General features: G+C 61.3%; 22 protein-coding genes and 1 pseudogene. 10 read left to right on the top strand and 13 right to left on the bottom strand.

Annotated elements, in window-relative coordinates; all coding sequences use genetic code 11:
- Positions 1-316: 316 nt before the first annotated feature.
- Positions 317-664 carry a DUF2794 domain-containing protein gene (locus B060_RS0114100; protein ID WP_018082443.1) on the top strand — a complete coding sequence of 116 codons (348 nt, stop codon included), beginning with the start codon at positions 317-319 and terminating at the stop codon, positions 662-664.
- Between the two features lie 55 nt (positions 665-719).
- On the opposite strand, the gene B060_RS0114095 is transcribed toward B060_RS0114100, so the two are convergent.
- On the bottom strand, positions 720-1466 hold the full coding sequence (locus tag B060_RS0114095) for a Bax inhibitor-1/YccA family protein (RefSeq protein ID WP_018082442.1): 747 nt from the start codon (positions 1464-1466) through the stop codon (positions 720-722).
- A 179-nt stretch (positions 1467-1645) separates the two neighbouring features.
- Here B060_RS0114095 and B060_RS0114090 point away from each other — a divergent pair, with 179 nt between their 5' ends.
- Both B060_RS0114090 and B060_RS0114085 read left to right on the top strand, forming a co-directional pair.
- Positions 1646-2680 carry an aldo/keto reductase gene (locus tag B060_RS0114090; protein WP_018082441.1) on the top strand — a complete coding sequence of 345 codons (1035 nt, stop codon included), beginning with the start codon at positions 1646-1648 and terminating at the stop codon, positions 2678-2680.
- A gap of 11 nt (positions 2681-2691) precedes the next feature.
- Entirely contained in the window at positions 2692-3495 is an 804-nt protein-coding gene (locus B060_RS0114085) for an HpcH/HpaI aldolase/citrate lyase family protein (RefSeq protein ID WP_018082440.1), read from the top strand.
- Here B060_RS0114085 and zapE read toward each other — a convergent pair.
- The 6 genes from zapE to B060_RS0114055 all read right to left on the bottom strand — a co-directional run bounded on the left by zapE (position 3479) and on the right by B060_RS0114055 (position 14181).
- Positions 3479-4591, bottom strand: a complete 1113-nt coding sequence (gene zapE / locus B060_RS0114080) for a cell division protein ZapE (RefSeq protein WP_018082439.1) — start codon at positions 4589-4591, stop codon at positions 3479-3481. The two genes, B060_RS0114085 and zapE, sit on opposite strands and share 17 nt — an antisense overlap.
- Positions 4592-4708: 117 nt before the next feature.
- Positions 4709-5806 (bottom strand): histidinol-phosphate transaminase, encoded by a 1098-nt coding sequence (gene hisC / locus B060_RS0114075; protein ID WP_018082438.1) that lies wholly within the window; start codon positions 5804-5806, stop codon positions 4709-4711.
- 16 nt (positions 5807-5822) lie between these two features.
- Positions 5823-6614, bottom strand: a complete 792-nt coding sequence (locus B060_RS0114070) for a chorismate mutase (protein WP_018082437.1) — start codon at positions 6612-6614, stop codon at positions 5823-5825.
- 97 nt (positions 6615-6711) lie between these two features.
- Positions 6712-7782, bottom strand: a complete 1071-nt coding sequence (locus tag B060_RS0114065; RefSeq protein ID WP_018082436.1) for a DUF2125 domain-containing protein — start codon at positions 7780-7782, stop codon at positions 6712-6714.
- Positions 7783-7941: 159 nt separating this feature from the next.
- Entirely contained in the window at positions 7942-10887 is a 2946-nt protein-coding gene (locus B060_RS0114060) for an ATP-dependent DNA helicase (RefSeq protein WP_018082435.1), read from the bottom strand.
- Positions 10888-10977: 90 nt separating this feature from the next.
- Positions 10978-14181, bottom strand: a complete 3204-nt coding sequence (locus B060_RS0114055; protein ID WP_018082434.1) for an SEL1-like repeat protein — start codon at positions 14179-14181, stop codon at positions 10978-10980.
- 215 nt (positions 14182-14396) lie between these two features.
- Between B060_RS0114055 and B060_RS0114050 the strand changes: the two genes are divergently transcribed.
- Entirely contained in the window at positions 14397-14618 is a 222-nt protein-coding gene (locus B060_RS0114050) for a hypothetical protein (protein ID WP_236621556.1), read from the top strand.
- Between the two features lie 35 nt (positions 14619-14653).
- Positions 14654-15529: an alpha/beta hydrolase gene (locus tag B060_RS0114045; RefSeq protein ID WP_018082432.1), complete on the top strand. Its 876-nt coding sequence runs from the start codon at positions 14654-14656 to the stop codon at positions 15527-15529.
- 90 nt (positions 15530-15619) lie between these two features.
- Here B060_RS0114045 and argF read toward each other — a convergent pair whose 3' ends face one another.
- A complete protein-coding gene (gene argF / locus B060_RS0114040; protein ID WP_018082431.1) occupies positions 15620-16558 on the bottom strand; it encodes an ornithine carbamoyltransferase in 939 nt (312 codons plus the stop codon).
- A 144-nt stretch (positions 16559-16702) separates the two neighbouring features.
- A complete protein-coding gene (locus tag B060_RS0114035) occupies positions 16703-17905 on the bottom strand; it encodes an aspartate aminotransferase family protein (protein WP_018082430.1) in 1203 nt (400 codons plus the stop codon).
- Between the two features lie 175 nt (positions 17906-18080).
- Here B060_RS0114035 and B060_RS0114030 point away from each other — a divergent pair, with 175 nt between their 5' ends.
- A complete protein-coding gene (locus B060_RS0114030; protein ID WP_018082429.1) occupies positions 18081-18359 on the top strand; it encodes a hypothetical protein in 279 nt (92 codons plus the stop codon).
- Here the strand turns inward: B060_RS0114030 and B060_RS0114025 are convergent.
- The 3 genes from B060_RS0114025 to B060_RS0114015 are packed head-to-tail and all read right to left on the bottom strand — an operon-like array spanning position 18356 to position 19911.
- Positions 18356-19267, bottom strand: coding sequence for a TraB/GumN family protein (locus B060_RS0114025; RefSeq protein ID WP_018082428.1), 912 nt, complete (start codon positions 19265-19267; stop codon positions 18356-18358). The genes B060_RS0114030 and B060_RS0114025 overlap by 4 nt on opposite strands.
- A gap of 21 nt (positions 19268-19288) precedes the next feature.
- Positions 19289-19480, bottom strand: a complete 192-nt coding sequence (locus B060_RS0114020) for a helix-turn-helix transcriptional regulator (protein ID WP_018082427.1) — start codon at positions 19478-19480, stop codon at positions 19289-19291.
- Complete coding sequence (locus tag B060_RS0114015) at positions 19480-19911, bottom strand: hypothetical protein (protein WP_018082426.1); 432 nt, start codon at positions 19909-19911, stop codon at positions 19480-19482. The genes B060_RS0114020 and B060_RS0114015 overlap by 1 nt, the downstream gene beginning before the upstream one ends.
- 222 nt (positions 19912-20133) lie before the next feature.
- Between B060_RS0114015 and B060_RS0114010 the strand changes: the two genes are divergently transcribed.
- From B060_RS0114010 to B060_RS0113995, 4 genes are all read left to right on the top strand, one after another.
- Positions 20134-21291 carry a GNAT family N-acetyltransferase gene (locus tag B060_RS0114010; RefSeq protein WP_018082425.1) on the top strand — a complete coding sequence of 386 codons (1158 nt, stop codon included), beginning with the start codon at positions 20134-20136 and terminating at the stop codon, positions 21289-21291.
- Complete coding sequence (locus B060_RS0114005; RefSeq protein ID WP_023447272.1) at positions 21281-22270, top strand: glycosyltransferase family 2 protein; 990 nt, start codon at positions 21281-21283, stop codon at positions 22268-22270. The genes B060_RS0114010 and B060_RS0114005 overlap by 11 nt, the downstream gene beginning before the upstream one ends.
- A gap of 1 nt (position 22271) precedes the next feature.
- Positions 22272-23246 carry a hypothetical protein gene (locus B060_RS0114000; protein ID WP_018082423.1) on the top strand — a complete coding sequence of 325 codons (975 nt, stop codon included), beginning with the start codon at positions 22272-22274 and terminating at the stop codon, positions 23244-23246.
- A gap of 63 nt (positions 23247-23309) precedes the next feature.
- Complete coding sequence (locus B060_RS0113995; RefSeq protein ID WP_018082422.1) at positions 23310-23687, top strand: hypothetical protein; 378 nt, start codon at positions 23310-23312, stop codon at positions 23685-23687.
- A 146-nt stretch (positions 23688-23833) separates the two neighbouring features.
- Here the strand turns inward: B060_RS0113995 and B060_RS24640 are convergent.
- Positions 23834-24403: pseudogene (locus tag B060_RS24640) on the bottom strand (IS701 family transposase); the annotation flags it as partial.

Here is a 24403-nt window from a genome sequence, read left to right as displayed (position 1 = left end):
ACGCCGCTACGGGGAGGGGAAGTCCGTAGCGGCGCAGAACATGTATCTCGGGGAAGAAGAAATGTATCTGTCAGCCAAGAGACCCGATTAGATTCCCGGGGGCTGGGGGGGCTGTTCAGGGGGAACCCGAACCAGATCGCCTTGGCTGACAAGGATATATTGGCGTCCGAAGCGGGCGCAGGAAGGGCCAAATTGAGGTCATTCCGGGGCGATTTCATAACCGGGGCATAAAGACCCGTTATATTTCCCTTGCGAAAGACTTGCGCGATTCATTGAGGTGGCGTGTACTGGACCGGCAATTGACACAGGTTGACCTATGAGTGTTCAGGATTTTAGCGGCGCATTCGGCGCTACCAAAGGCCCGGAGGTCGTCTTCTTCGAGCGCAAGGAACTGGAGATGATATTGCGGCTCTATGGCCAGCAGGTCGCCGCCGGCGAATGGCGCGATTACGGCATAGATCAACTCACCGACGCCGTGGCCTTCAACATCTTCCGCCGTGCCGGAGAAGCCCCCTTCTATCGCATCGAGAAGCGCCCGTCGCTGGCCCGCAAGCAAGGCGCTTTTGCGGTCTTTAATCAGGCGGGCATGGTGCTTAAGCGCGGCCGAGAACTGGGGCCTGTGCTGGCTGGGCTGGATAAGCGCAAGTTCGACGTCTTGTCATAAAAAAAGCCCTCCGGATCGCTCCGGAGGGCTTTAATTTTAACGCTTGTCGCCGGATTTAGCGACGGCCGCCGAACAGGTTCAACAGGCTGAGGAACAGGTTGATAAAGCTGACATAGAGGCCAATGGCGCCGATATAGGTCAGGGCCGCGCGGTGGTTAGCCGACAGCGAACCGGTCGAGTAATACAGTTGCTTGAGCGACTGTGTCTGATAGGCGATCAGGGCCGAGAACAGCAGAACGCCGATACCCGACATCACCATGCTCATCAGGCCGCTCTTGAAGAGGAAGGCGTTGGCGATGCCGGCAATGATCAGGCCCAGAACAGCAACCGAGAAGAAGCCGCCCCAGCCGGTCATGTTGACCTTGGTGGTGTAGCCGACCAGGCTGACGACGCCGAAGGTGGCGGCGGTGATGAAGAAGATGTTGGCGATCGAGATGCCGGTGTACATCAGGAAGATCGACGACAGCGACACGCCCATGACGGCGACGAACACCCAGTAGAAGGCGCCCGAAACGCCGGCATTCAGGCCATTCATGAAGCGGCCGGAGATGAAGCTCAAGCCGAGCGGCGCGAAGGCGAAGATCCAGCCCAGAATGGTATAGCCAGCGACCCGGCCATCCGGCGTGAACTGGTAAAGAAGCTGTGCGAAGGCCGGCGTGTTCGCCACGGCCCAGGCCATGGCGCCCGTCAGCACGAGGCCCAGCGCCATCTTTTGATAGATGCCCATAAGGAAGTTCTTCAGGCCCATATCGCGGGCCTGTTCCTCAGCCGAAGGTAAGGCAATATAATCGGTGTCGTTCATAGGTTTAAAACCCCTGTTAATTTCGTGACCACTCTATACGACCAAAACATATGGGCTTAATAGAGACGTTCTATCAAATAATATGGCCCTCGTTACCCTGACTGACAAGGGGGGATCATTCACAGGGTCAGACTTTGATTCTCTAAGCGAGAATTTGGGATTTTCTAAGCGGATTCAGCATGAAATACTCTCCCCTTGGCCGCACAGACCTGTCGGTTTCGCGCGTATGCCTCGGCACCATGATGTATGGCAGCCAGGTGTCTCAGGCCGATGCCTGGGACCAGATGGACTATGCGTTGACGCGCGGCATCAATTTCTTCGATACCGCAGAGGTCTACGCCATCCCGCCGCGTCCGGAAACCCAAGGCGCCACAGAGCGCATCATCGGCGAATGGTTCCGGGCGCGCGGTAATCGCCAGGACATCATCCTGGCCACCAAGGCCGCCGGTCGCGCCGACTTCATGGACTGGATCCGTGGCGGGCCGCGCCATACCCGCGACCATCTCGATGCCGCCGTCGAAGGCTCGCTCAAGCGTCTGCAAACCGACTATATCGACCTCTATCAGCTCCACTGGCCTGACCGCCGCTATAACGGTTTTGGCTTCCATCACTATAGCGATTACGATGCCGATTATGAGAGCTTTCTCAGCATTCTGGAAAGCCTCGACCGTCACGTGAAGGCTGGGCGGATTCGCCATGTCGGCGTCTCGAACGAGAGCCCCTACGGCGTGATGAAGTTCCTGAGCGAAGCCGAAAAACACGGCCTGCCGCGCATCGCCTCGATCCAGAACGCCTATTCTCTGGTATCGCGCGCCTTCGATTACGGACTGGCCGAGGTGGCCCTGCGCGAGGATGTCGGTCTGCTGGCCTATTCATCGCTGGCGCAAGGCTATCTTATCGGCAAATACCGCGACGGTGCCCTGCCCGAAGGCGCTCGCAAGACGCTCTACCAGCGCCTGAACCGCTATGAAGGCCCCGGCGGTGAGGAAGCAATCAACCGCTATGTCGATCTGGCCGCCGAATTGGGGCTGAAGCCTGAACAACTGGCGCTGAAGTTCGTCGATCAGCGGCCGTTCGTCACCTCAACCATCATCGGCGCCAGCAGCATGACGCAGTTGATCGATGATATCGACGCCTTCGATACGGTGTGGACCGATGAGATCGACAAGGCGGTGTTTAAACTGCACCTCAGCCACCCCAACCCTTGCCCGTAAAGGAGGCTGCCATGTTCCGTTCGGTTCTCTTTATCCCGTGCGCCAATGCGAAGGCCATGGCGAAGGCGGCGACGCTGCCATGTGACGCGCTGATCTTTGACCTCGAAGACGCTGTGGGCAACGATGAGCGCGATGGCGCACTAACGCGGCTGGCCGAAACCCTTGCCAGCGATTTCACCGCAAAGACCGTGCTGGTGCGCATCCACCCGCAATATCTGGGCGCGATCCACAAGACCCTGGCAGGTTTGCGCATCGATGGGCTGGTGATCCCCAAGGTCAATGGACCTGAGGATATCAGAGGCGTGGCGCATGTCTGGCCCAATATACCGCTATGGGCGATGATCGAAACTGCGCGGGGCGTGGTCCATGTACGCGAGATCGCGGATACCGGCGTCAAGGGGCTGATCGCCGGCCCGAACGACCTGCGCAAGGATCTGCGTACCCGTCCGATGGCCGACCGCCGCGATATCCTTCATGCCTTGACGCAGATCGTGCTGCACGCGCGGGCGCAAGACCTGATTGTGCTGGATGGCGTCTATAACGCCTTCCAGGATGAGGCCGGGTTTAAAGCCGAGTGCGAACAGGGACGCAGCCTGGGCTTCGACGGCAAGACCCTGATACACCCGGCGCAGATCGCGCCTTGCGAGGCCGCGTTCAGCCCTTCGCCAGAAGATATCGCCTGGGCCAAGGCCGTGGTCGGCGCCTTTGACGGCAGCACAGCCGGCGTGGTTTCGGTGAACGGTGAGATGGTCGAGCGCCTGCATCTGGAACAGGCGCAGCGGATATTGGGTGTTTCATTCAGCCCGCGCGGTTGAGATACTCCTCAGACCGCATTTCTTCGAGACGCGATACCGTGCGCTCGAACTCGAACGCGCCGTCACCCGCCGGATATAGCTGAGCCGGTTCGGCATCGGCCAGGATCACCGTCTTGGTGCCGGCCTCATAGACCGCGTCGATCAGCGTCACGAAACGCTTAGCCTCGTTGCGGTTGGATGGCGACAGCACTGGCACGCCCTCGATGAACACCGTTGTGAAGCGCTCGGCGATGGCGAGATAGTCGGCCGGACCGTTGAAGGTGCCGCACAGTTCGCCAAACGTGGCGCGCAGGCTCGGACCAGCGGCGCGGGCGAAGCGCAGCTTGCGTTCATTGACCGTCAGCACGCATTCCATCTCGGTCATCAGGTGCTTCATGTCGGCCCACAAAACATTGAACGCGGCGATAGCGTCCGGATCGGTTGAAGGCGAAAACCAGGTGCGCGCGCCACGCAGGCGATCCATGCGGAAATCCTTCGGCCCCGCCACCTCGACCAGGGTGGTGCGCTGCTTGATCATGGCGATAAAGGGCAGGATATGCTCGCGGTTGAGGCCGTCCTTGTAAAGATCATCGGGTGCACGGTTGGACGTCGCCACCAGAATGACCTTGCGGGCGAAAAGCGCCTCGAACAGGCGCCCCAGGATCATGGCGTCGGCGATATCGGTCACCTGCAATTCATCGAAGCACAGAAGCTGCGACTGACTGGCGATCAGGCGGGCCACCGGCGCGATCGGATCGTCGCCCTTGTGGGTGCCAAAATTGATCTTGCGCGTTTTGGCGTCGCTCTCGCGCCACAGGCGGATGTGGTGGTGCACCTCGGCCATGAAAGCGTGGAAGTGGACGCGGCGCTTCGGTATCTTGTGAATGTTGTTATAGAACAGGTCCATCATCATGGACTTGCCACGGCCGGGCGGTCCCCACAGATAGAGTCCGCAGACGCGCGGCTGTATGCCGAGAATACGACGCCACAGGGCGCGGCTCTGCCGGATGCGACGTTCCAGCACGACCAGGCTCTCGATAGCCGCCTTCTGGGCGTTATCGGGAACAATCTCGCCTGATTTCAGCAGGCGTTTGTATTCACTTCGGATATTGGCCATTCGACTTGTTCACGCGACGGCCTTTACGGCTGCCCACCAGCTTACGGTTAAGGTTTATAGACGATCCCACTCAATATGGCGTTAAAAAAATGCTGCACATGCGTGAGGGTTTAAGGCTTAAGCCCGTGTCGCCGCGAACTTCGCCAAAGCCTCAAGCACGGCCTGGTTTTCCTCATCCTTGCCGATGGTGATGCGCAGACATTGTGGCAGGCCGTAATTCGCGACATGACGGATAATAATGCCCTGCGTCATCAGGAATTCATTGGCACGCGCCGCTTCTTCGCCATCCTTGAAATAGATCAGCACGAAATTGCCGATGCTCTTGCGCACCTCAAAGCCAAGACCGGCGATGGCCTGACGCAGACGCGGGTGCCAGTTCAAAATCTGCTGGCGTGAGGCCTCGATGTGCACACTGTCCTGCAAGGCGGCCACGGCGGCGAACTGCGCCGGCAGGTTAGCGTTGAACGGCAGGCGGATGCGGTCGATGGCCTCGATCACCGGCAGCGGACAATAGCCGAAACCGATGCGCAAACCCGCCAGACCGTGAATTTTCGAGAAGGTGCGCGTGACGATCATATTGTCCGAACCGCGCGCCATACCGAACGCCGTTTCCCACGTCGGCTCGTCGACAAACTCGGCATAGGCCTCATCGATCGCCAGCAAAATCGACGGATCGAGACGTGCGCGCAGATAGGCAATCTCTTCCGGCGTGTTCCAGGTGCCGGTCGGGTTGGCCGGATTGGAGATATAGACGATCTTGGTTTTCGCATCGACCAGTTCGAGCAGTTTCTCGATGGAAACGCGCTGATCCGGCTCCTCAGCCAGCCTGACCTCGGCCTGACAGGCGAGCGCTGAAATGCGATAGGCCAGGAAACCATGCTCGCCGGTGACAATATTGTCGCCGGCTTCGAGATAGACCTGATTGAGCAGGGCGAAGACCTCGTCTGAGCCATTGCCGAAGACGAGACGTTCAGGTTCCAGATCGTGATAGGCGCTCACCGCCGCGCGCAACGGCGCGGCATGACCATCCGGGTAACGGAACAGTTTGACCTTGGCGGCTTCATAGGCCTCGATCGCCTTGGCCGAACAGCCGAGCGCGTTTTCATTGGACGACAGCTTGATCGGCTCGGCCACGCCCTCAATCTTCGACTTGCCGCCGATATAGGGGGCGATATCCAGTATGCCCGCCTTAGGAGCGGGAACGGTCTTGGTCATGAGACGTCTCTTAAGTTTAAATCCGGGGCGCCGCGCCGATAATGCCCGACAGGCTGCCCAAAGTCTTGGTGGCCAGCCGCTCGTCATGCTCCTGCACGAAGCCGATGATGCCAAATAGCTTAAGCCCCTGCGCGGTGCAAAGCCATTCTGCGGCGAAACCACGCTGACCGAGCGCTTCGACGATCTTGTTTTCGTGTTCGGCGGAATCGCTGACCCAGAAGGTCATGTCGTCCCCGGTAGGCTCAGGCTGAATAGAAGCGAGCGCCACGGCGTATGGCCGGGCGCTCGAAAGTTCGGGTAGTGCGGCGATAACGCGCACCTTCGGTTCGGCCAGCAGACGTGCCCACCAGGCGCCGCCGCGCGGATCGAGCGACAGGACAGAGATGTGACGGACATCGCGGGCGGCCTGGATCGCCGCCGTCGCATCATTGACGTAGCCAAAGCTTGGCGCGAAACCGAAGCGTTCACGCGCCCATACCAGAACCTCTTTTGAGTGTTCGGCGGTACTTAAGTTGAGATGCAGGCCGCCGTGCGCCGCCCCCTGAATACGCAGGTTTTCCGAGATCAGTTCGCGCCAGATGCGTACCACCACGCTCTCGCTGGCGGCTTCGCGCGGCATGGCGATAAGCTTGCGGATCAGCATGGCCTCGCGGTCCGGGCGCAACAGCGACACCTGGGTGTTGGCCGGCTCTTCCTGCGCCTTGGCCTCACCGATCGCCTTCCCCAGCGCCGCGCGGGCATCAATCAGGCGCAGCAGTTCGGCATCGAGGGCATCGATCCGGGTGCGAAGGTCAGCGAGAGTCGTCAAGGCAAGGCTTCCGTTTTGGCGAGAGATCGCAAAACTTTAGGCCTGTAAAATGACCATCACAAGTCTTGTTTGAGCTAAAATGCGCAGTCCGTCAGTATTACGGCAGTATAGGTGCATCTGAAACTTTCAAAGGCCCGACATAGGCGCCGCCCTCATGGAAATCGATGGCGAATTTCTGCGTGCCTTGTGTCGCCAGCGTCATGTTGAGCAAGGGCTTGGCCAGGGTCATGTTCTCTTCTGAAATGATATGCAGGGCGCCCAGCACATCAAGCGGATTGAAGGTGCCCGACATCTCGATGTTCATCTTGCCCCTGAGGTGCGAGGTCTCATCAAGCGTCAGGGCGTCGCTGGTGGTGAAGAGGCTGAGATCGCCGGCGATCAGCTTGGCCTTGTAGCCGCTGACCGTGCCGCCGCCAGCGCTCCAGGCCTTCAGGCTGCCCGCGAAATTCTCGCCCTTGAAGCGGCTCATCTGATTGATCGTGCTTTCGACATGCAGGGACAGCGGCTTGTCACGCGACAGATCGCCGACGATGCCACCCGGCTGGCCTCGCGCGCCAGTCAGGCGCAGCAGCATGTCGGCGCTGTCGGGCGCGGTGGCGTTGGGCCGCAGGTAAGCCTCGAAATTATCGGCCGACGAGAAGGTGAAGGGATGCGTCGGGTCCGAAGGCGTCAGCGTCAGGCCGACGCCGGACAGCGCCACATTATAGATCGGATGATTGACGCCCGAAATGCTGGCGCGCAGGCTGCGGCCAGTGACGAGCAGCTTGCCGAGATCGATACCGCCCGGCCGTCCGCGATAAAGGGTCAGACCTTCGGGCGCCACCACCACCCACTTTTCGAGGGCGTAGGCATTGGCCTCGGCCTGAACCGACGGCGCTGAGAAGCCGCGTCCGGCCGGAGAGACCACCACCACGTTCTTGAAATCGACATACATGCGGTAGGGGTAGCCCTCAACCGCGACCGGATCGAAGCTGGCCTGATAGCCGGCATCGATCAGCCCCTTCTGGTTTTGCAGGATCTGCCCCTGGATTTTGTGCGCGGTGTAAAACCAGTAGCCGCTCCAGGCGGCAAAGAGGAGGCCCAGCACCAGCACCGGACCGAACAGACCCCAGCGATTGGCCCTCTTTTGCGGTTTGACGGAGAGAGTCAGGTCGTTGGTCTCGGACACAGGCGGCTCCTAGTGAAAGAGCCCCTCACCCGGCCTGTCGGCCACCCTCTCCCCGTAAACGGGGCGAGGGGATTAATTTGCCCCCTCTCCCCACGCGTGGGGAGAGGGCTGGGGTGAGGGGCTTACTGACATTAACCAAACACGCCGCCCCCTGCAAAGTCAATCAGGATAGAGGAATATCTGAATGGCGGTAATGGCCTCCGCCAGCGTGCAGCGCTGCACCAGCACGCCTTCGGGTAGGCCGGAAAACAGCCGCGTCGGGGCGGCGGAATCGAGCATGACGAAGACCCCCTTATCGTCTTTGCGGCGGATCAGACGCCCAAACGCCTGAGCCAGCTTGGCGCGGGTCAGGGCATCGTCATAGAGCTTGGCGCCGAAATGCAGACGGCGGGCGCGATGCAAGGTATCCGGACGCGGCCACGGAATGCGGTCAAAAGCGATCAGGCGCAGGGCCTGCCCCGGCACATCGACGCCATCGCGGATCGCATCGGTGCCCAGCAAGCACGAATGATGCTCGGCGCGGAACACACTGATCAGGTCCGAGACATCGAGCGGATCGACATGCTGGGCATAGAGCGACAGCCCCTGCTCGGCCAGCGGTTTGCTGATCTGGTCGTAGACAGCGCGCAGACGGCGGATGGCGGTGAAAAGACCGAGCGCACCACCTTTTGCCGCCACAAACAGCGCCTGCATGGCGGCGGCGATCGAGCGCGCATCATCGCGGCTGACATCGGTGATCACGAAAAGGCGGGCCTGCGAGGCGTAATCGAACGGCGAGGCGATCCGCGCCGCCTTGGCGCCCATCACCAGATGGTTGGCGCCGGTGCGCTGACGCGCCAGAGCGAACACATCGGCATCCGAACTTTCCTTCGGGCCATCGCTCAGGGTCGCCGACGCCACCAGAACGCCATGCGCCGGCTTCAGCACATATTCGGCCAGCGGCAGGGACGGATCGACATAGTGGCGGTTGAGGCAGACATCGACCACGCGGCCGCGGATTACCTCGGTCGAGAACCAATCCACAGTCCGCGCCGCTTCTGCCACCGGTTCGTCATCTATGTTCAGTTGCTGCAGCAGGGAGCGCCACGCCGGCAGCAACATCCGCGCCCGTCGCTCCAGCCCGCGCAAGGCGCCTTCGATGCGGATGCGATCGGCCGGCTCAATCTCTTCCTTGCCGCTGCCCAAATTATTACTACCAAGCCGATCTTCCAGCGCACGCACCAACGCCAGCAGGGGCGCTTCGATGGCGGCCAAGGCACGCGCGGCCGTCTTCGCCGCCTCGGCCACAGTGTCCAGACACGGATGCGCCTCACATTCGCCGCCCTGTTCATTGTCCGGCGAGAAACGCGACCGCAGCCGCGCCTCGCCCTGGCGGATATCGATCTGGCCATAGACCGCCACCAGCAGGGCTTCGATCGGGCCAGCCGGATCGATACCGCCGCCATCCTGCGTCCGCACCGTGATGCGTTGCGAGAATCCTTCCGATGGCAGCACAGCGGCGGCGCGGATCAGATCCTGCATCGCCGCCTTGGCCGTATCATCGCCGCTCAACAGATCACCGAGGCGCGCCTCAAGGCCCCTGCCCCGCCGTGACCGACCCTCATTGCCACGAATCCAGCGGCGCAGCTCAAACGCCTCCAGTCCGGAAAGCCGCGTGGCGAAGGCCGAATCCGCCGCCTCGAAAACGTGGTGACCTTCGTCGAAGATCAGCCGCGACAGCGCCGGCATGGCGTGTTCCTCGGCCATATCCTGACCGTTCAACTCGGCTTCCATTTCGGCGCGCGCCACATCGCGCAGGTCATAGGCCGCCTGCGCCATAACGAGGGCGTGGTTGGCGATAACCAGTGTGGCCGACTTGGCCTTGCGCACCGATTTTTCAATGAAGCAGACGCGGTAGTGCGGACAGGCGGCATAGGTGCATTCGCCGCGACGATCGACCAAAGCCGACGTCGTCAGGGTCTGGAAGACATGCGCCGGGGAACCGGGCGGCAGCAGTGAAGGCAGCCAGGTCGGGAAATCCCCACTCATGATATCGCCGTCACGGCTGTAAACCACCCAGCGCGCCATCAGCACCGCCATGATGATTTCCGGCTGGCTATGGGCGTTATTCAGCCGTTCCTGAAAATTGAGCAGGCAGAGATAGTTTTCGCGGCCTTTACGCACCACCACCTGCTCAGCGCGCATTTCAGGCGTATCGAACAGGGCGCGGGTGTCATTGTAAATCTGCTTTTGCAGCGCCTTGGTGTAGGTCGAAACCCAGACCTGACCTTGCGCCTTCTGCGCCCAGGCTATCGCCGGCGCCAGATAGCCGAGCGTCTTGCCGACGCCTGTGCCGGCCTCGGCCAGCAGCATGTTAGGCTGATCCTTGACGAATTTCGGCGCGAAGATATCACGCGCCTTCATGGCGAATTCGCGCTGCTCAGGCCGGCGCTCGTCGAGCCCCGCCCGCGCCAGACCGGCATCCAGCGCGGCGCTGACCTCCTCGTCGCTAAGCGCGACCGACCGCGCCTGACCTTCGGGCGGCTGATCCTCCCATTCTTCCAGAAGCGACCAGACATCCAGCGCTGGTGGCGGGATATAATCGGCCGGAATCTGCGTCTGGTCGAGCACAGCCTGAAGCAGGCGCGCCCACGGCCATCCCTGCTTTTCCATAAGCTTTACGCCCGATTGTGCCACCAGCCGGAAGCCGAGCGGCGCCGCTTTCAGGCTGTCGCACAGGCTGGATACGACATCGAACAGGACGCGCGCCTGCGCTTCCGGTGTTTGCGGCTCGGCATAGCCGCAGGCCAGCGCCACCCCGGCCACGGACGGGGCGCAGAATTGCGCCGGACGAACGAAGGCGAAGAGTTCGAGCACATCGAAATGGCGCGCCTCGCGGTGGCTGCGATTGCCGAACAGGCGTGTGCGCATCAGAGCGGCATTGGCGACGATCAGGGGTTCGCGGCCCCACAGTTCGCGCAGTTCGTTAGGGGAAATATCGCGCGCATCGGCGCCGGCGATACAGGCGCGCACCGGAGAATAGCCCAGGGCTTGCGCCGGGGCGAATTCATGCCACCACACCGGCGCATCGGTCGTCTTCAGGGTTACGTCGTCACTCACCGGCAAAGTTTAGCGTGCTGCGATCAGCGGGCCAAGTCTAATCAGAACGAAATGTGAAAAGAGCGTAACGACGATGGTCATTACGCTCTTCAAACCTTAGCTGTTCGCTTCCGAACCCGGCGCTGCGATGGGCGGCGTTTCGTCGCTGATCGGTGTGAAACGGGCCACCGCGTCATCGGCCTTGGCGCGCTGGGCTTCGCTCAGTTGCTGCGCCAGCCCTTCGACCGCTTCCTTGGCACCGGCATCGCCATTATCGGCGGCGATACGCATCCACTTGTAGGCCTCGGTCGGGTTGAGCGGCACGCCCTCACCACTTTGATAGAGGCTGCCGAGATTGAACTGGCCATCGACCACGCCGCGCTCAGCCGACTTACGGAACCACATGGCCGCCGTCGAACGATCCTGCTCGCCGCCTTCACCGTTGTAGTACATCGAGCCCAGCATGAACATGGCGTTGGGGACGCCACCTTCGGCCGCACGCTTGATCCAGGTGCGGGCCTGCGCCTTATCGACCGGAGCCAGCTTGCCTTCGTCGCCCTTATAGATAAGGCCGAGCTTATATTGCGCCGGAGCATACCCCTGATTGGCGACCATTTTGAGGGTATCCACCGCCTTGGGGTCCTTGGCGGTCAGGGATTGCAGGGCCAGATCATAGCGCGTCTTGAGGTTCTGCTGATTCTGCGTGTCGGACTGCCCCACATTCAGCGCCGAAGCGATGATCGGCGTTTCGGCCTTGCGGGCAGTATCGAGACGATCAACCGCCACCAGTCCGGCAGCGCCGACCGCAACCACGCCCATGGCAATCGAGGACGCCTTGACCGCATTCATGAAGGTGTTACCACCCTTGACCTTGGCAGCAGCCTCCGGCTTGACACCACGGGCGCGCGACGGCCCCGATTTCAGGAGACCGAGGCCGCGTTCTTCGGTGCCTTCGATGCTGGCACGGACGGCGGCGCGGGCGGCAGCCAGGGCGTCGCGCGTCGAGAGCGACACGGCGGCAGCGTCCGGCGCGATATCGTCTTCGTCATCAAACAGGTTATGCACGCGCGGCATGTCTTCGCTGATGGACGCCTGATGGCGCGTTTCGGCGAAAGCGGCGGCCGCACCGGCGGAACCTTCGGTCACCGTCGATACGCGCGGCGCGGTCTTGCGTGATACCTCGATATCGGCGAACGGGTCGCTGTGATCGTCGTCATCGTGTGCAAACGCCGGCGGCGCAGCCTTGACAGGCGCGGCGGTCTTCGGCGCGGTGACGAAATCGGCTTCGATATCGTCCTCTTCGAACGGATCGAAATCCGGCTTGAAATGACTGTTGCCGAAATCAGCGATGCCGCCGAGAAGTTCGCCGGTCAGATCGAGCGGCTCGTCATGTGCCGCAACGGCCTCCACGGGCTCAGGATCGAAGGCATCGATATCGGGCTCAGCTTGTGGAGCCGCGGCGAAAGGGTTCGGCAAGGGGGCCTCCGGCGCGCGCTCGACACGTTCCGGTGCGGTGCGGGCGGTAGGCTTGAGCACCGATTCCTGCAACAGGCTCTGGGTCTGGACATGGGCCAGACGCGAATCGATGCGGACGCGGGTCTCTTCCAGAAGCTTGGCGGTGCGCTCCTCGCTTTGGCGAATACGATCGGCCAGTTCGCCGCGCGCCTGTTCGCGCTGCTGCTCGAACTGCTCGCTGACGGCGCCCAGCACCTGGGCGGTGCGGCGCTCGGACTCGGTCACCTTGGTACCGAGGCGCTCGGAAATGCGGGCAATTTCGCCGCCGAGACGTTCCAGCGCCTGAGCGTGGGTATTGTCGGCGCGGCTGAGGCGTCCGTCGATCGAATCGGCGACACGCTGGACATCGCGGCTGACGCGGGTCAACTGCTCGTGGCCGCTGGCCTCGACGCCGGCAACGCGACGGTTAAGATTATCGGCCACGCGCAGGACGTCCTGGCCGAGCTTTTCGATGGCGCCGGCGGAGCGCTGCTCCGACTGCTCGATGCGCTCACCAACGACCTTGACCGCCAGTTCGATGGTTTCCTGCTTGCCGGTCTGAAGGGCGCTGAACAGGTCCTGACGCGATTCCTCGACACGGCGCGACAGATCGGCAGCCAGGCCGGTCAGCGACTTGATCGATTCCGAATCGGTGACATCGCCACCTTCCTCGACGCGATTGACACGGCTGTCGAGCGACTTGAAGGCCTGCTCAAGCGTCTTGATGGCGCCGTTTGTCTGGGCTTCGGCAGCTTCCAGACGGTGCGCCAGTTGCGCCACCACCTTATCGATCAGGGCCTGAGCGGCACGATCGGGATCGCGCAGCTCGACCTGCGCCATGCGGTGCGACAGGCCGACCATATCCTGACGGACGTCCTGCAAAGTGTCGCGCGTGCGGGCCTCACCCTCATAAAGCTGGTTGGCCAGCTTGCCGAGCGCGCCCTCAACAGCGCGGACCGTTTCCTGCGCCTGCGGCGATTTCAGTTGCTCCTCGACCTTGGCAGCGCGATCACGCGCTTCGCGGACGTGTCCCGACAAGCCTTCGAGACGCTCGGCCTGGGCGTCGATCAGGCGCTCGGCCTGCTCAAGGCGCTCGGCGAACAGACCGTGATCTTCTTCGGTCCGCGCCAAACGCTCAAACGACGACTGGACTTCCTGCGACTGCTCCTCGATGCGGCCTTGCGTTTCGGCATGAGCGGCTTCGGAGCGCTCAAGGCGGCTGAGCACGGTTTCGACGGCCGACGACACGCCGCGCACGGCAGTGGCCGAACGGGCTTCCGACGTTTCCATACGGGCACCGAGCGACTCCAGCGCACGCGCGACGCGGCTCAGATCACTGGACGCCGCCTGATACTGCGCTTCCTCAGCAGTATAACCATCATCATAACGCGGACGACCCTCGAAGATCGACTTGCGGCGCAGATCACTTGGCACAGCGCCCTGACGGGCGCTGGTGGAATAGGGCGCAGCCGAGCGACTTTTAGGGGCGTCATTGCGGGCCATGCGGCCTCCCGTATCGGACAGTTCGTTATAGCCGACTTCACGATAGGCGGGCGCGCGGCGAACGCGCGGACGCTCTTCGTAGGCCACCTCATCCTCTTCGTAAATTTCGGGCTCAGGCGCACGGCGAGCGGCACGCACAGGCGCAGCGGCTCGCTCGGATTGCGCGCGCTCACGCGAAATCAGCGCCCCAACGTCCTCGCCTTCGAGAATCATCTGGTTCAGCCATTCACCGAGGGTCATGCCAGAACGGCGCGCCAGATCCTTGGCGACTTCTCTCGCCTTGGCATCAATACCCTTCACACTCCAAGGTGCGTTCGCGCTCATGCGATTCCCCTAACTTCGTCAGAAAACGAGCGTAGACCGCATTATGTTGGGTGTAAACACTTTGTTAACTACTATATGTGGGAGCGCATTAATCTTCTGTGGAAACTTGAAAGGCGTTTTTCGCCAGATGCGGGAAAAGACACAGTGGGGCAGGAAAAGGCTGATTTTCAGCGTGCGACCTTGCCTCGACGCCCGATCCCCTACATATGCGCGGGATGGAACTTAGCCTTACCCTTACCGTGATTCTCGCCTCTGCCTCAGCCATTCTGACGGCTTTTTTCGGCTATATGGGCGCGCGGCCGCTGGATATCCGCAAGGGCCCGCGTATGGTGCCGTGGCGCTTCCTGATGATCCTGGCCTTCACCGTCAGCCTGTTTATGGTCGTGCATCTGCTCAACCTGCTCGGCATCCAGACCAAACCACCAGAACGCTATTAATTATCGCCCCTGACCACCTGAACAGGATGCCGCTTATGCCTACGCAAACCTTCAGCCTCTCGAAGCGTCAGTGGCTTGCCGGCGCAGGCGCCTGCGCCATTTGGAGTTCTGTCGGGCAGATAGCGCACGCAGAGACGAAACTGACTGGCCCCGGCGAACCTATCGAGATCGGCAAGGGCTACGATGTTCAGTCCCTTGTCCTGGGCCATACCCGGCGCGTCAACATTTCGCTGCCGACCGGCTACGATGATCCTGAAAACGCGGCCACACGCTATCCCGTACTTTATCTGCTCGATGGCGGGGCCGACTGGCAGGATTTCGCCCACATCGCCAGCCTTGTGCAGCAAGGCGGTACATGGGGCGCCAGCGCGGCCATGATTGTGGTCGGCATCGAAAGCCAGGACCGCAAGGCGGAATTCACCGCCCCGACCCTTGACCCGCAGGAACAGAAGGACTTCCCCACGAGCGGAAAAGCCGCCCTGTTCCGACGCTTTCTCATTGATGAGCTGCGGCCCTTGATCAATGCAACCTGTCGCGCCAATGGCACGAACGCCCTTATGGGCGAATCCCTGGCCGGCCTGTTTGTCGTCGAAACCGCCCTGCGCAGCGCGCTCCTGTTTCAGGACTATATCGCTATCAGCCCCAGCCTATGGTGGGATGGCGAACGCCTGTCGAAAGACGCAGAAAAGCTCCTCAAGGAGTCACGTCCGGCGCACTATGCGCTGTGGCTTGCCATTGCCGATGAAGGCGGGACGATGCAAACCGGCATGGACCGGCTTGTCGCCGCCTTACGTTCCGACGCAGGGTCATCCGTTGCGTGGACCTACAGGCCCTACCCGACCGAAAAACACAGCACGATCTATCATCCGGCGGCGACTGAAGCCATCCGCGCCCTGTTTCCGGCAAAATAATAGCGTCACGCTTTTAGCCGTCAGCCTTGTGACGAATAATAGCCGGCAAGCGACGCGGGTACATCTCGTACCGCTAGCGCAGGCTGCGTATTAGTCGGCCAAGGATGGCGCGCCAAAACACCAGGCCAGTATGGCTTTCTGTGCATGTATGCGGTTTTCGGCCTCGTCCCAGATGACCGATTGCGGGCCGTCGATCACATCCTCGGTCACTTCCTCGCCCCGGTGAGCGGGCAGGCAATGGAGGAACAGGGCGTCAGGCTTGGCCAGCTTCATCAACTCGGCATTGACCTGATAGGACTGGAAGGCTTCCAGGCGTTCATCGTGATCGAGATCACCCATACTGACCCAGGTATCGGCCAGCACGACATCGGCGCCGCGCACGGCCTCTTCGGGGTCTTGCGTCACAGTGACGTGGGCGCGCGATTCTGACGCAAAGACCATGGCTTCGGTCGAGGGCTTATAGCCGGCGGGGCAGGCGATACGCAGGGTGAAACCAAAGCGCGCCGCCGCGTGAATCAGGCTGTTGCAGACATTGTTGCCATCGCTGACCCAGGCCAGAACCTTGCCTTCAATGGCGCCGCGATGTTCCTCGATCGTCATAATATCGGCGATGATCTGGCACGGGTGCGACTGGTTGGTCAGGCCGTTGACCACCGGCACTTCGGAGGTCTTGGCAAGGCGCAGCACGTCGTCGTGTTCGTTGGCGCGGATCATGATGGCGTCGACCATGCGCGACAGAACGCGGGCGGTGTCTTCGACGGGCTCGCCGCGGCCGAGCTGCATGTCGTTCGCGGTCGAGATGATCGCCTGACCGCCAAGCTGGCGGATGGCGGCATCGAACGAGAAGCGCGTGCGCGTCGAGTTTTTCTGGAAGATCATCGCCAGCACGCGGTCCTTGCCCGGCGCATCCACATCCGGCTTGCCCTTGGGCCAGCCGAGGCGCAGACGCTTGCGGGCGTGGGCGTCATCAACGATGGCGCGCAGCTCTTCGCCGGTCAGGTCGGAAATATCGAGAAAATGGCGGGTCATTGGTGACTCCAAGTGATGAAAGGCCCCTCACCTAACCCTCTTCCCGTAAACGGGGCGAGGGGCATTGAGCCTTATCGATCCGGTTTTCCTTCTCCCCGTTTACGGGGAGAAGGTGGCCCAGAGGGCCGGATGAGGGGCTCTGATTTAAGCGGTTTTTTTAGCTTTTTCGCGGGCAGCAGCGAAGGTCGTTTCCAGACGTTCCAGCGCCTCGCGGGCGTCGGCCTCGGTCAGGTTCAGCGCCGGCAACAGGCGGATGCAGTTGTCGCCACCGCCGGCCACCAGCAGGCCATGGTCGCGCGCCAGAGCCATGATCTCACGGTTGTTCGGCTTGAGCTTGACCCCAATGAGCAGCCCCTTGCCGCGCACATCAACGATCATGTCGGGCCAGGTCTGCTTGAGACCCTCAAGCTGCTGCTTGAGATAGCCCGACACCTTGACGACATTGTCGAGCAGTTCCGGCTTCGAGATTTCATCGAAGGCTGTGATGCCGACGGCCATGGCCAGCGGATTGCCGCCGAAGGTCGAGCCGTGCGAACCGACCACCATGCCGGAAGCCGCCTCGCGCGTGGCAAGGCAGGCGCCTATCGGGAAACCGCCGCCGAGCGCCTTGGCGATGCACATGACGTCGGGTGCGACGCCGGAATGCTCATAGGCCCAAAGCTTGCCGCTCCGCCCCATGCCGCACTGAATTTCATCGAAGATCAGCAACAGGCCGTTGGCATCACAGAGATCGCGCAACATGTGCAGCTCAGCGTCGGTCAGGGCGCGTGCGCCGCCCTCGCCCTGCACCGGCTCGACCAGAATGGCCGCCGCTGTCGGGGCTTCAGCCGCCGCACGGATGGCTTCGTGGTCATCGAGCGACACATTGACAAAGCCCGGCAGGCGCGGGCCAAAACCGTCGAGATAGGTCTGGTTGCCGGCGGCAGTCACGGCGGCGTAGGTGCGGCCGTGGAAGGCGCCCTGAAAGCCGATGACATCGATGCGCTCTTCGTGCCCTTTGGAAGCATGATACTTGCGCGCCAGCTTGAGGGCGCACTCGACCGCCTCGGTGCCCGAATTCGTGAAAAACACCTGATCGGCAAAGGACGTAGCGCACAGCTTGCCCGCCAGTTCGTCCTGACCGGGGATGCGGAAGATGTTGGAGACGTGCCACAGCTTCTTCGCCTGTTCGGTCATCGCCGCGATCAGGATCGGGTTGGCATGGCCGAGGCCATTGACGGCGATGCCCTGCACAAAATCGAGATATTCACGGCCCGATCGGTCATACAGTCGGCTGCCTTCACCGCGTTCCACCTCGATAGGCGCCCGCGCATACACACCAAACAAATGATCTTCCGACTGAGCCATGGTATTACCCCAAAAAACGGCGAAAAACCCTGCGCACCTCGCGCAAGGGAAAAGGCGTCTAAGCTGTGGGGAGCCTAGGCGCGCGTTTTGTAGACATCCGGGGGAAATGTCAATATATTTGGGCGTGTATCGCGTGACGGTATGGTGAAGATTTACGCAAGGAAGGCGGGCGCTCATGAGCAGCGAGGCAGCACATCCGGTGATATCCTTGCTGGCGGGCGGCGGTTATCGTGTCCGGCAGGGCGAGCTTAGCGCCACCGGCCCAACGCTTCCCGAGGCCCTGACCGCGTTGAGCGCCGTCATAAGCGGGCAGTACGATCAGGAAAAAGGTGACGAGACCGCTGCGGCGCAGGATGCCGCCCGTCAGAACGACATCCTCGCCAATGACCGCTTTATCCGCGGCAATCAGTTACAGCACAGCGTGCTGACCGCCGTGGCCATCGGCCTGATTTAATAGGCTACTCGTTCAACCATGACGCCCTGTTTTTGCAGCATGGCGATGACGCTGTCCGGGCCCGCCAGATGGCCGGCGCCGACCGCAATAAATACCGTGCCCTTGCCAGCCAGGATCGTTTCGATCTGCGGCGTCCAGTCGGCATTACGCGCCACGATCATGCGCTGATAACCGCTCGGATCTTCCGCCTTCATCTTGTTGATCATCAGCTTCGTCAGGTTCTCGGTATCGCCGGTCCGCCAGGCGCCGAACAGGTTATGCACATCCTGCGCCATGGTATCGACATCGCTCAGCGTCGTGCGCAGGCTTTTCAGTTCCTCGTCTTCGCTGGCCGGCACCAGGGCCTTCAGTTGCGACTCCATGGTCTCGAACCCGTGGACCGTCTGTCCGAACTCGCGAGCGCGCGTCACCAGGGTGAGATCGACGCCTGTCTGGGTGGCGTAACCCGAAGCCGTGATCTGCTGCAAGGTGATGATCAGACCCACCGCCCACTTACGCATCGGTTTCAGCATCTGCGAATTCAGACCTGAGGGCTTGAGCAGTTCATCGACACGGGCGATTTCCTCGGGCGTCAGGCCATCGGTCATGGTCTGGCTGGCATCGAACATATATTTTTGCGCCAGCGGCGTAGCGGCCGCCTTGTCGTCGAGATCAGGGATCTCAAACCAGACGTCGTCAGCCTTGTCGAAACGGCTTTGCAAATCCGGCGTCAGCCAGGCGGCGCCCTCTTTCATGACGTGGATACTGCCGAACAGGTAGATAGTCGAGTCCGCATCACGGATCACCCACAGGGCCGGTTTGGTTGGCGCGGCAACGACGGCGGGCGCAGTCTGGGCCTGCACCGAGGGTGCGAAAGCGCAAGCCAGCAGGGCGGCGGCCAGCAGGCCAGATTTGAAAGCTTTGAACATGAGGTTCCCCCAGGGCACCGTTTAAGCGGGCGCGAAAATATCTTCTATCCGCAAAGCGAACAGGTCTGCAATTTTAAACGCCAGCGGCAGGGACGGATCGTACTTTTCCGTCTCGATGGCATTGACCGTCTGGCGCGACACGCTGAGGCGATCAGCCAGATCGGCCTGCGACCAGTTGCGCTCGGCGCGGAGTATTTTTAGGCGATTGCGCATCAGCGATACTTCAGCCACGCACTGACCTGGCCGATAACCAGACCCAATATAAAAGGCGCCATGCCGGCCACACGTCCCATCAAAAAACCCTCATGCGCGCCGTCAAGACTGGCGATAAACTGTAGATAGGCCGCCGGGAACACAATTGGAAACAGGCCGCTCAGCATAAAGAGGGCGAAGCCCATCAGAAAGCCATTCTGTGCGGCATAACGTTTCTTGGCCACACTAAATTCATCCGTAGCGGAGGCCTTTATGCGTCGAACATAGAGGATCATGACGATCAGGATGGGTATAGCGCACAGGTCTATAAGAACGCCATACAGTGGAAATTCAGGCTGCCGTCCCCAATACATATTAAACCCGCCTAGCAGACCTCCGACAAGGCCAAGAGCGATAATCCCGCCCGCCAGTCTCGATTTTGATACCCGCATGCAAACCTCCTTTACGTGACAAGCAGGCTTTACATACCCCACTCACATTGTGTCAAGTTTATTTTACATAATGACACGCTTACTTGTCACGCGTTGTAAAAATATGAGACAAAATCAACACCTCTCCTTACCTCATATTTACCCTCCTCCCTTACAGTTACAGTCTGGCCCGCTCCTTGCACTCCATGGGTTTCTTATTGTTTATGTGCCAAAGGCGTGCCTGTGCTGACCTGTGACCTGATCCGTGTAGAAAATCTTACCCCCCGCGACCAGACGATCTGGCAGGATATGATCGACGCCACCGAAGCCTTCCAGTCACCCGTCCTGTCGCCGGCCTTCATCCACGCCGTGGCGTCGGTGCGCGATGATGTCGTCATCGCCGCCTATCGCCGCGATGGCGCGACCCTAGGCTTCCTGCCGCATCATCGCCGCCCCAACCGCTTCGCCCGTCCGGTCGGCGCGCCCTTTGCCGATTACAGCGCCCTGATCACCTTCCCTGACACCGACCTCAAGGCCCGTGACGCCCTGGCCGCCGCCCGTATCGACCGCTACCAGGCCATCGGTCTGATTGATCCATATGGCGTTTTTGGTGATGTCGACGGCTCGGACGATATGGGCTACGGCATCGACCTCGGCAGCGACGAACCCATCAATACGGTCACCAAAAAGCACAGCAAGAACATCAACCGCCACCGCCGCAACCTGATCGCGGCGCACGGCGAGATCACCTTCCGCCTGAGCGAATTCGATCGCGAGCACTACGAGATGATGCTGCGGCTCAAACGTGAGCAACTCGCTCAGAATGGCCTGCATAATTTCCTCGATGCGCCTTGGGCCTCAAGACTCCTCGAAGAGGTGTTCGACGCCCCGCGCGACGGCCTGCACGGATCGTTGCTGGTCATGATGGTCGGTGATGCGCCGGTCATGTTCCATTATGGCCTGCGCTACGGCGATCACATGCACCCGTGGGTGTCCAGCTTCGATCCGGCCTTTAGCGAGTTTTCTCCCGGCCAGATCTTCCTGTGCGACGCCCCCGCTGTGCTCAAGGCCGCCGGCGTGCGCTATTACGATCTTTCGACTGGCCAGACCCACTACAAATCCTCATTCTGCAACACGCAGTTTCCAGTCCGCCATGCCCGCATCTATGGCGGCTCGGCCAGCGCACATTTAAGCGAACGTCTGGCGCACCTGGCCTCGGATGTGCAAAAATCGATGGATCGCTACCGGATTGGTCGCGGCGTGGCCAATGCCTTGACCCGCCTGAACCGTCGCGTCGATCAGATCGCTTGTCTTGAACTCGATTTCGCTGGCCGTGCCAAAGGGGTCGCCCATGCCTTCGCCAACGCCCGACGCCGCATTGGAGGCGCCCATGCCGGATAGCTCCGCCAGCCTTGAAGCGCAGGTGACGACGGCCCATGCGCTGAGCACTGTTTGCGTCATCATCCCGACCTTCCGCCGACCGCAGGGCCTCGCCACAGCGCTGGCCTCGGTGGCGGGCCAGACAGACATCGCACACCTATCTTTAAGCGTTATCGTCTGCGACAACAGCCCCGAGGCCTCGGCGCGGGCGCAGGCCGAGGCCTTCGCCGCCACCGCCCCATTTCCGGTCTCTTACGTCCACGAACCCGCCACAGGCGTGGCCAACGCGCGCAACAGCGCCGTCGCGGCGTGCGACAGCGCCTTCATCGCCTTTCTCGATGACGACGAAGAAGCCCCCGCTGGCTGGCTTGGCAAGCTGATGGCCACGCAAGCGCGCTTTGCCGCCGATGTCGTCTTCGGCCCGGTCGAGGCCCGCCTGACCACACCCGATACCGCTTACAATGGTTATTTCACGCGATTTTTTTCGCGCTTCGGACCGGCGCAATCGGAACGCCTGACCAGCTATTACGGCTGCGGCAACAGCCTGATCCGCCGCGCCTGCCTGCCACAGGACCATGCGCCTTTCAGCGTCGAGCAAAACGATATGGGCGGCGAGGACGACCAGTTGTTTCACAGCCTGATGCTGGGCGGCGCCGTCATCGCCTGGGCCGCCGACGCACCGGTCTTCGAGGATGTGCCGCCGGCCCGCGCCCGCCTGAGCTACACCCTGCTGCGCGCCTTCGCCTACGGGCAAGGCCCGAGCTACACCGCCGCCCTCACCGGCAAGCCCTTCACCACCGCCGCCTGGATGCTGCAAGGCACGGCGCAGGCGGTGATCTTCGGCCTGCTCGGCCTTATCCTCATGGCCACCGGCCGCAAGACCAGCGCAGCCCGTCTCGACAAGGCGGCGCGCGGCCTCGGCAAGCTGGTCTGGATGCCCCCCTTCAAAGTCGGTTTCTACGGCACGGCGCTGTTGAAACCCAAGCCGCGCGGACGCTGATATGACCCTGCTCACCTGGACACCCGAAAACAAGGCCGATTTCGCGGCGAAGAACCTGCTGTTCAACCATGATCTTGACCAAAGCCCCCTCTTCACCGACGAAGCCCTGATCGCGCTGATCGACCGCTATCCGCGTGACAAGCTCGAAGTCTTCACCATGGGCTACGATCCGGCCAACTGGGGTCAGTGGTATCTCGGTCGGCGCGGCGATCTGGACGGTCGCGCCCTGATGGAGGGCGTCAAGGCCGGCCGCCTGTGGCTCAACCTGCGCAAGGTCAATCATGCCGACGCCGATATCGCCGCGCTGTGCGACCAAATGTTCGACGAGATCAAGGCGCAGAGCGGCACCACCACGCTCAAGCAGGACCTGGGCCTGCTGATTTCTTCGCCCAATGCCCACGTCTTCTATCATCTCGACATGCCTCTGGTCATGCTGTGGCAGATCCGCGGCGTGAAGAAGCTCTACCTCTATCCGCCGGCGGCGCCCTGCGTCGATGACGCCCACCTCGAAGGCGTGGCCTTGCGCGAATCCGACGAGCAACTGCCTTATGACGCTGGCTTCGATTCCCTGGCGCTGGTTCACGACCTCAAGCCGGGCGAGATGATGACCTGGGCGCAAAACGCGCCGCACCGCATCGTCAATCACGGCATGGTCAATGTGTCGCTGTCGATCGAATTCATGACGCCGCGCGCCCTTTGGCGGGCCAATGTCATCTATGCCAATGGCTGCCTGCGCCGCTATTTCGGCCTCAAGCCGAGCCTCGCCCGTTCACCGAAATGGCTTGAACCGCTCAAGATCGCCTATGCCCGCATAATCAAGGCGCTGGGCGGTTTCAAGGGCCTGAAAAGCCCGCTCACACCCCGCTTCTCGATTGACCCCGTCATCCCAGGCAAGATCATCTTCGACGACGGCGTTGTGGCGCCCGAAATGCCCGGCCAAAAACCTGTTAAGTCGAAAGCCAACGAGGCCGCTTGAAGCGCCGATTTGACGGCGGACTACAGCTTGCGCTAGGCTGAACCTGGGAGAGCCCCGCGCATCATGCCACGTATCATCGCCACCTTATTCGCCTTCTTGGCGCTGCTGACGTCCGTGCCCGTCATGGCGGCTGAGCCGTGCCGCGTCACCGGCTTTGAGCCCAGCGAAACGGTGCGCACCAGCGATATCGAGATGCGCGCCAAGGTGCATCTGGGCATGACCCGGCTGGAGGTCGATTCCATCCTGCGCGATGATATCGACGCCAATCACGTCGCGTCGCGTGACAGGCGCGATTTCGATTCCGAGATCTATGTTATCAGCGATCGCGGCAAGGGCGGCCTGTTCGCTCTTTCCAACTCCACGGCGATCTTCCACTTTACCTATGGCGAGCGCGACCGCCTCACCGCCATGTGCACTCTGTTTTTCAACACGGGGCCTTAGTCTTTCTGCGTCATAAAAATGCCTTCTCAGTTATTGTTGGTCGTGTACAGTATGGACATCGCTGGAGGTAGCGACTTAGGGCTACGGTCAAACATCGTCGGATGGTCGCAATCGAATCCCTGACGTGGCGTTCCGGCCTGATCGGGGGATCCGCGGGATCTATAACCTTCGGGAATGCCAAGTTTTTTGAGGTTCTTGGCAATGTGCGGCCCTGAGGGGGGAATGGCCTCCCGTTGGGAGACTAGGAAGGCGTAGGCTGCGATGCAGAGACTTGCATGATGATGGAAGCCTCTCCACCCTCGACCTTCGTAATGGCCAAGGCCGAGTTCCTGCTTGAGTTCCTGATAATCTCGCTCAATTCGCCACCGCAATTTGGCGATGCTGACCAGATCTTCGAGTGACGTGTCGGCTGGCAGGGTGGCAAGCCAGTATTTGAGCGGCGCTTCATCGCCTTCAGGCCATTCGATCAGCAGCCATTCCTCAGGGCGGGGTTCTGTCAGGTTATAGTCGCGGGAGGCCAGGTGCAGCCAAAGAGCTGTAAAGCGTGAACTCAGGTCCACATTCGTACCTTCTCGCCAGCAGACCGTTTTCCAGGCCTCGGGCGGCAGCTCCCGTGCCAGCGCCTTGGCCGAGATGGGCGCGTGGTCGGGATTACGTTGCAGCAACGACGGTGGTCGTCCCCGGCCACTCCAAGGTTTTGGAGGCAAAGGGGCTTG

This window comes from Asticcacaulis benevestitus DSM 16100 = ATCC BAA-896, from assembly GCF_000376105.1.
Classification (GTDB): Bacteria; Pseudomonadota; Alphaproteobacteria; order Caulobacterales; family Caulobacteraceae; genus Asticcacaulis; species Asticcacaulis benevestitus.
Note: the sequence above shows the minus strand (reverse complement) of the source record. Positions and strands in the feature narration are given on the sequence as shown.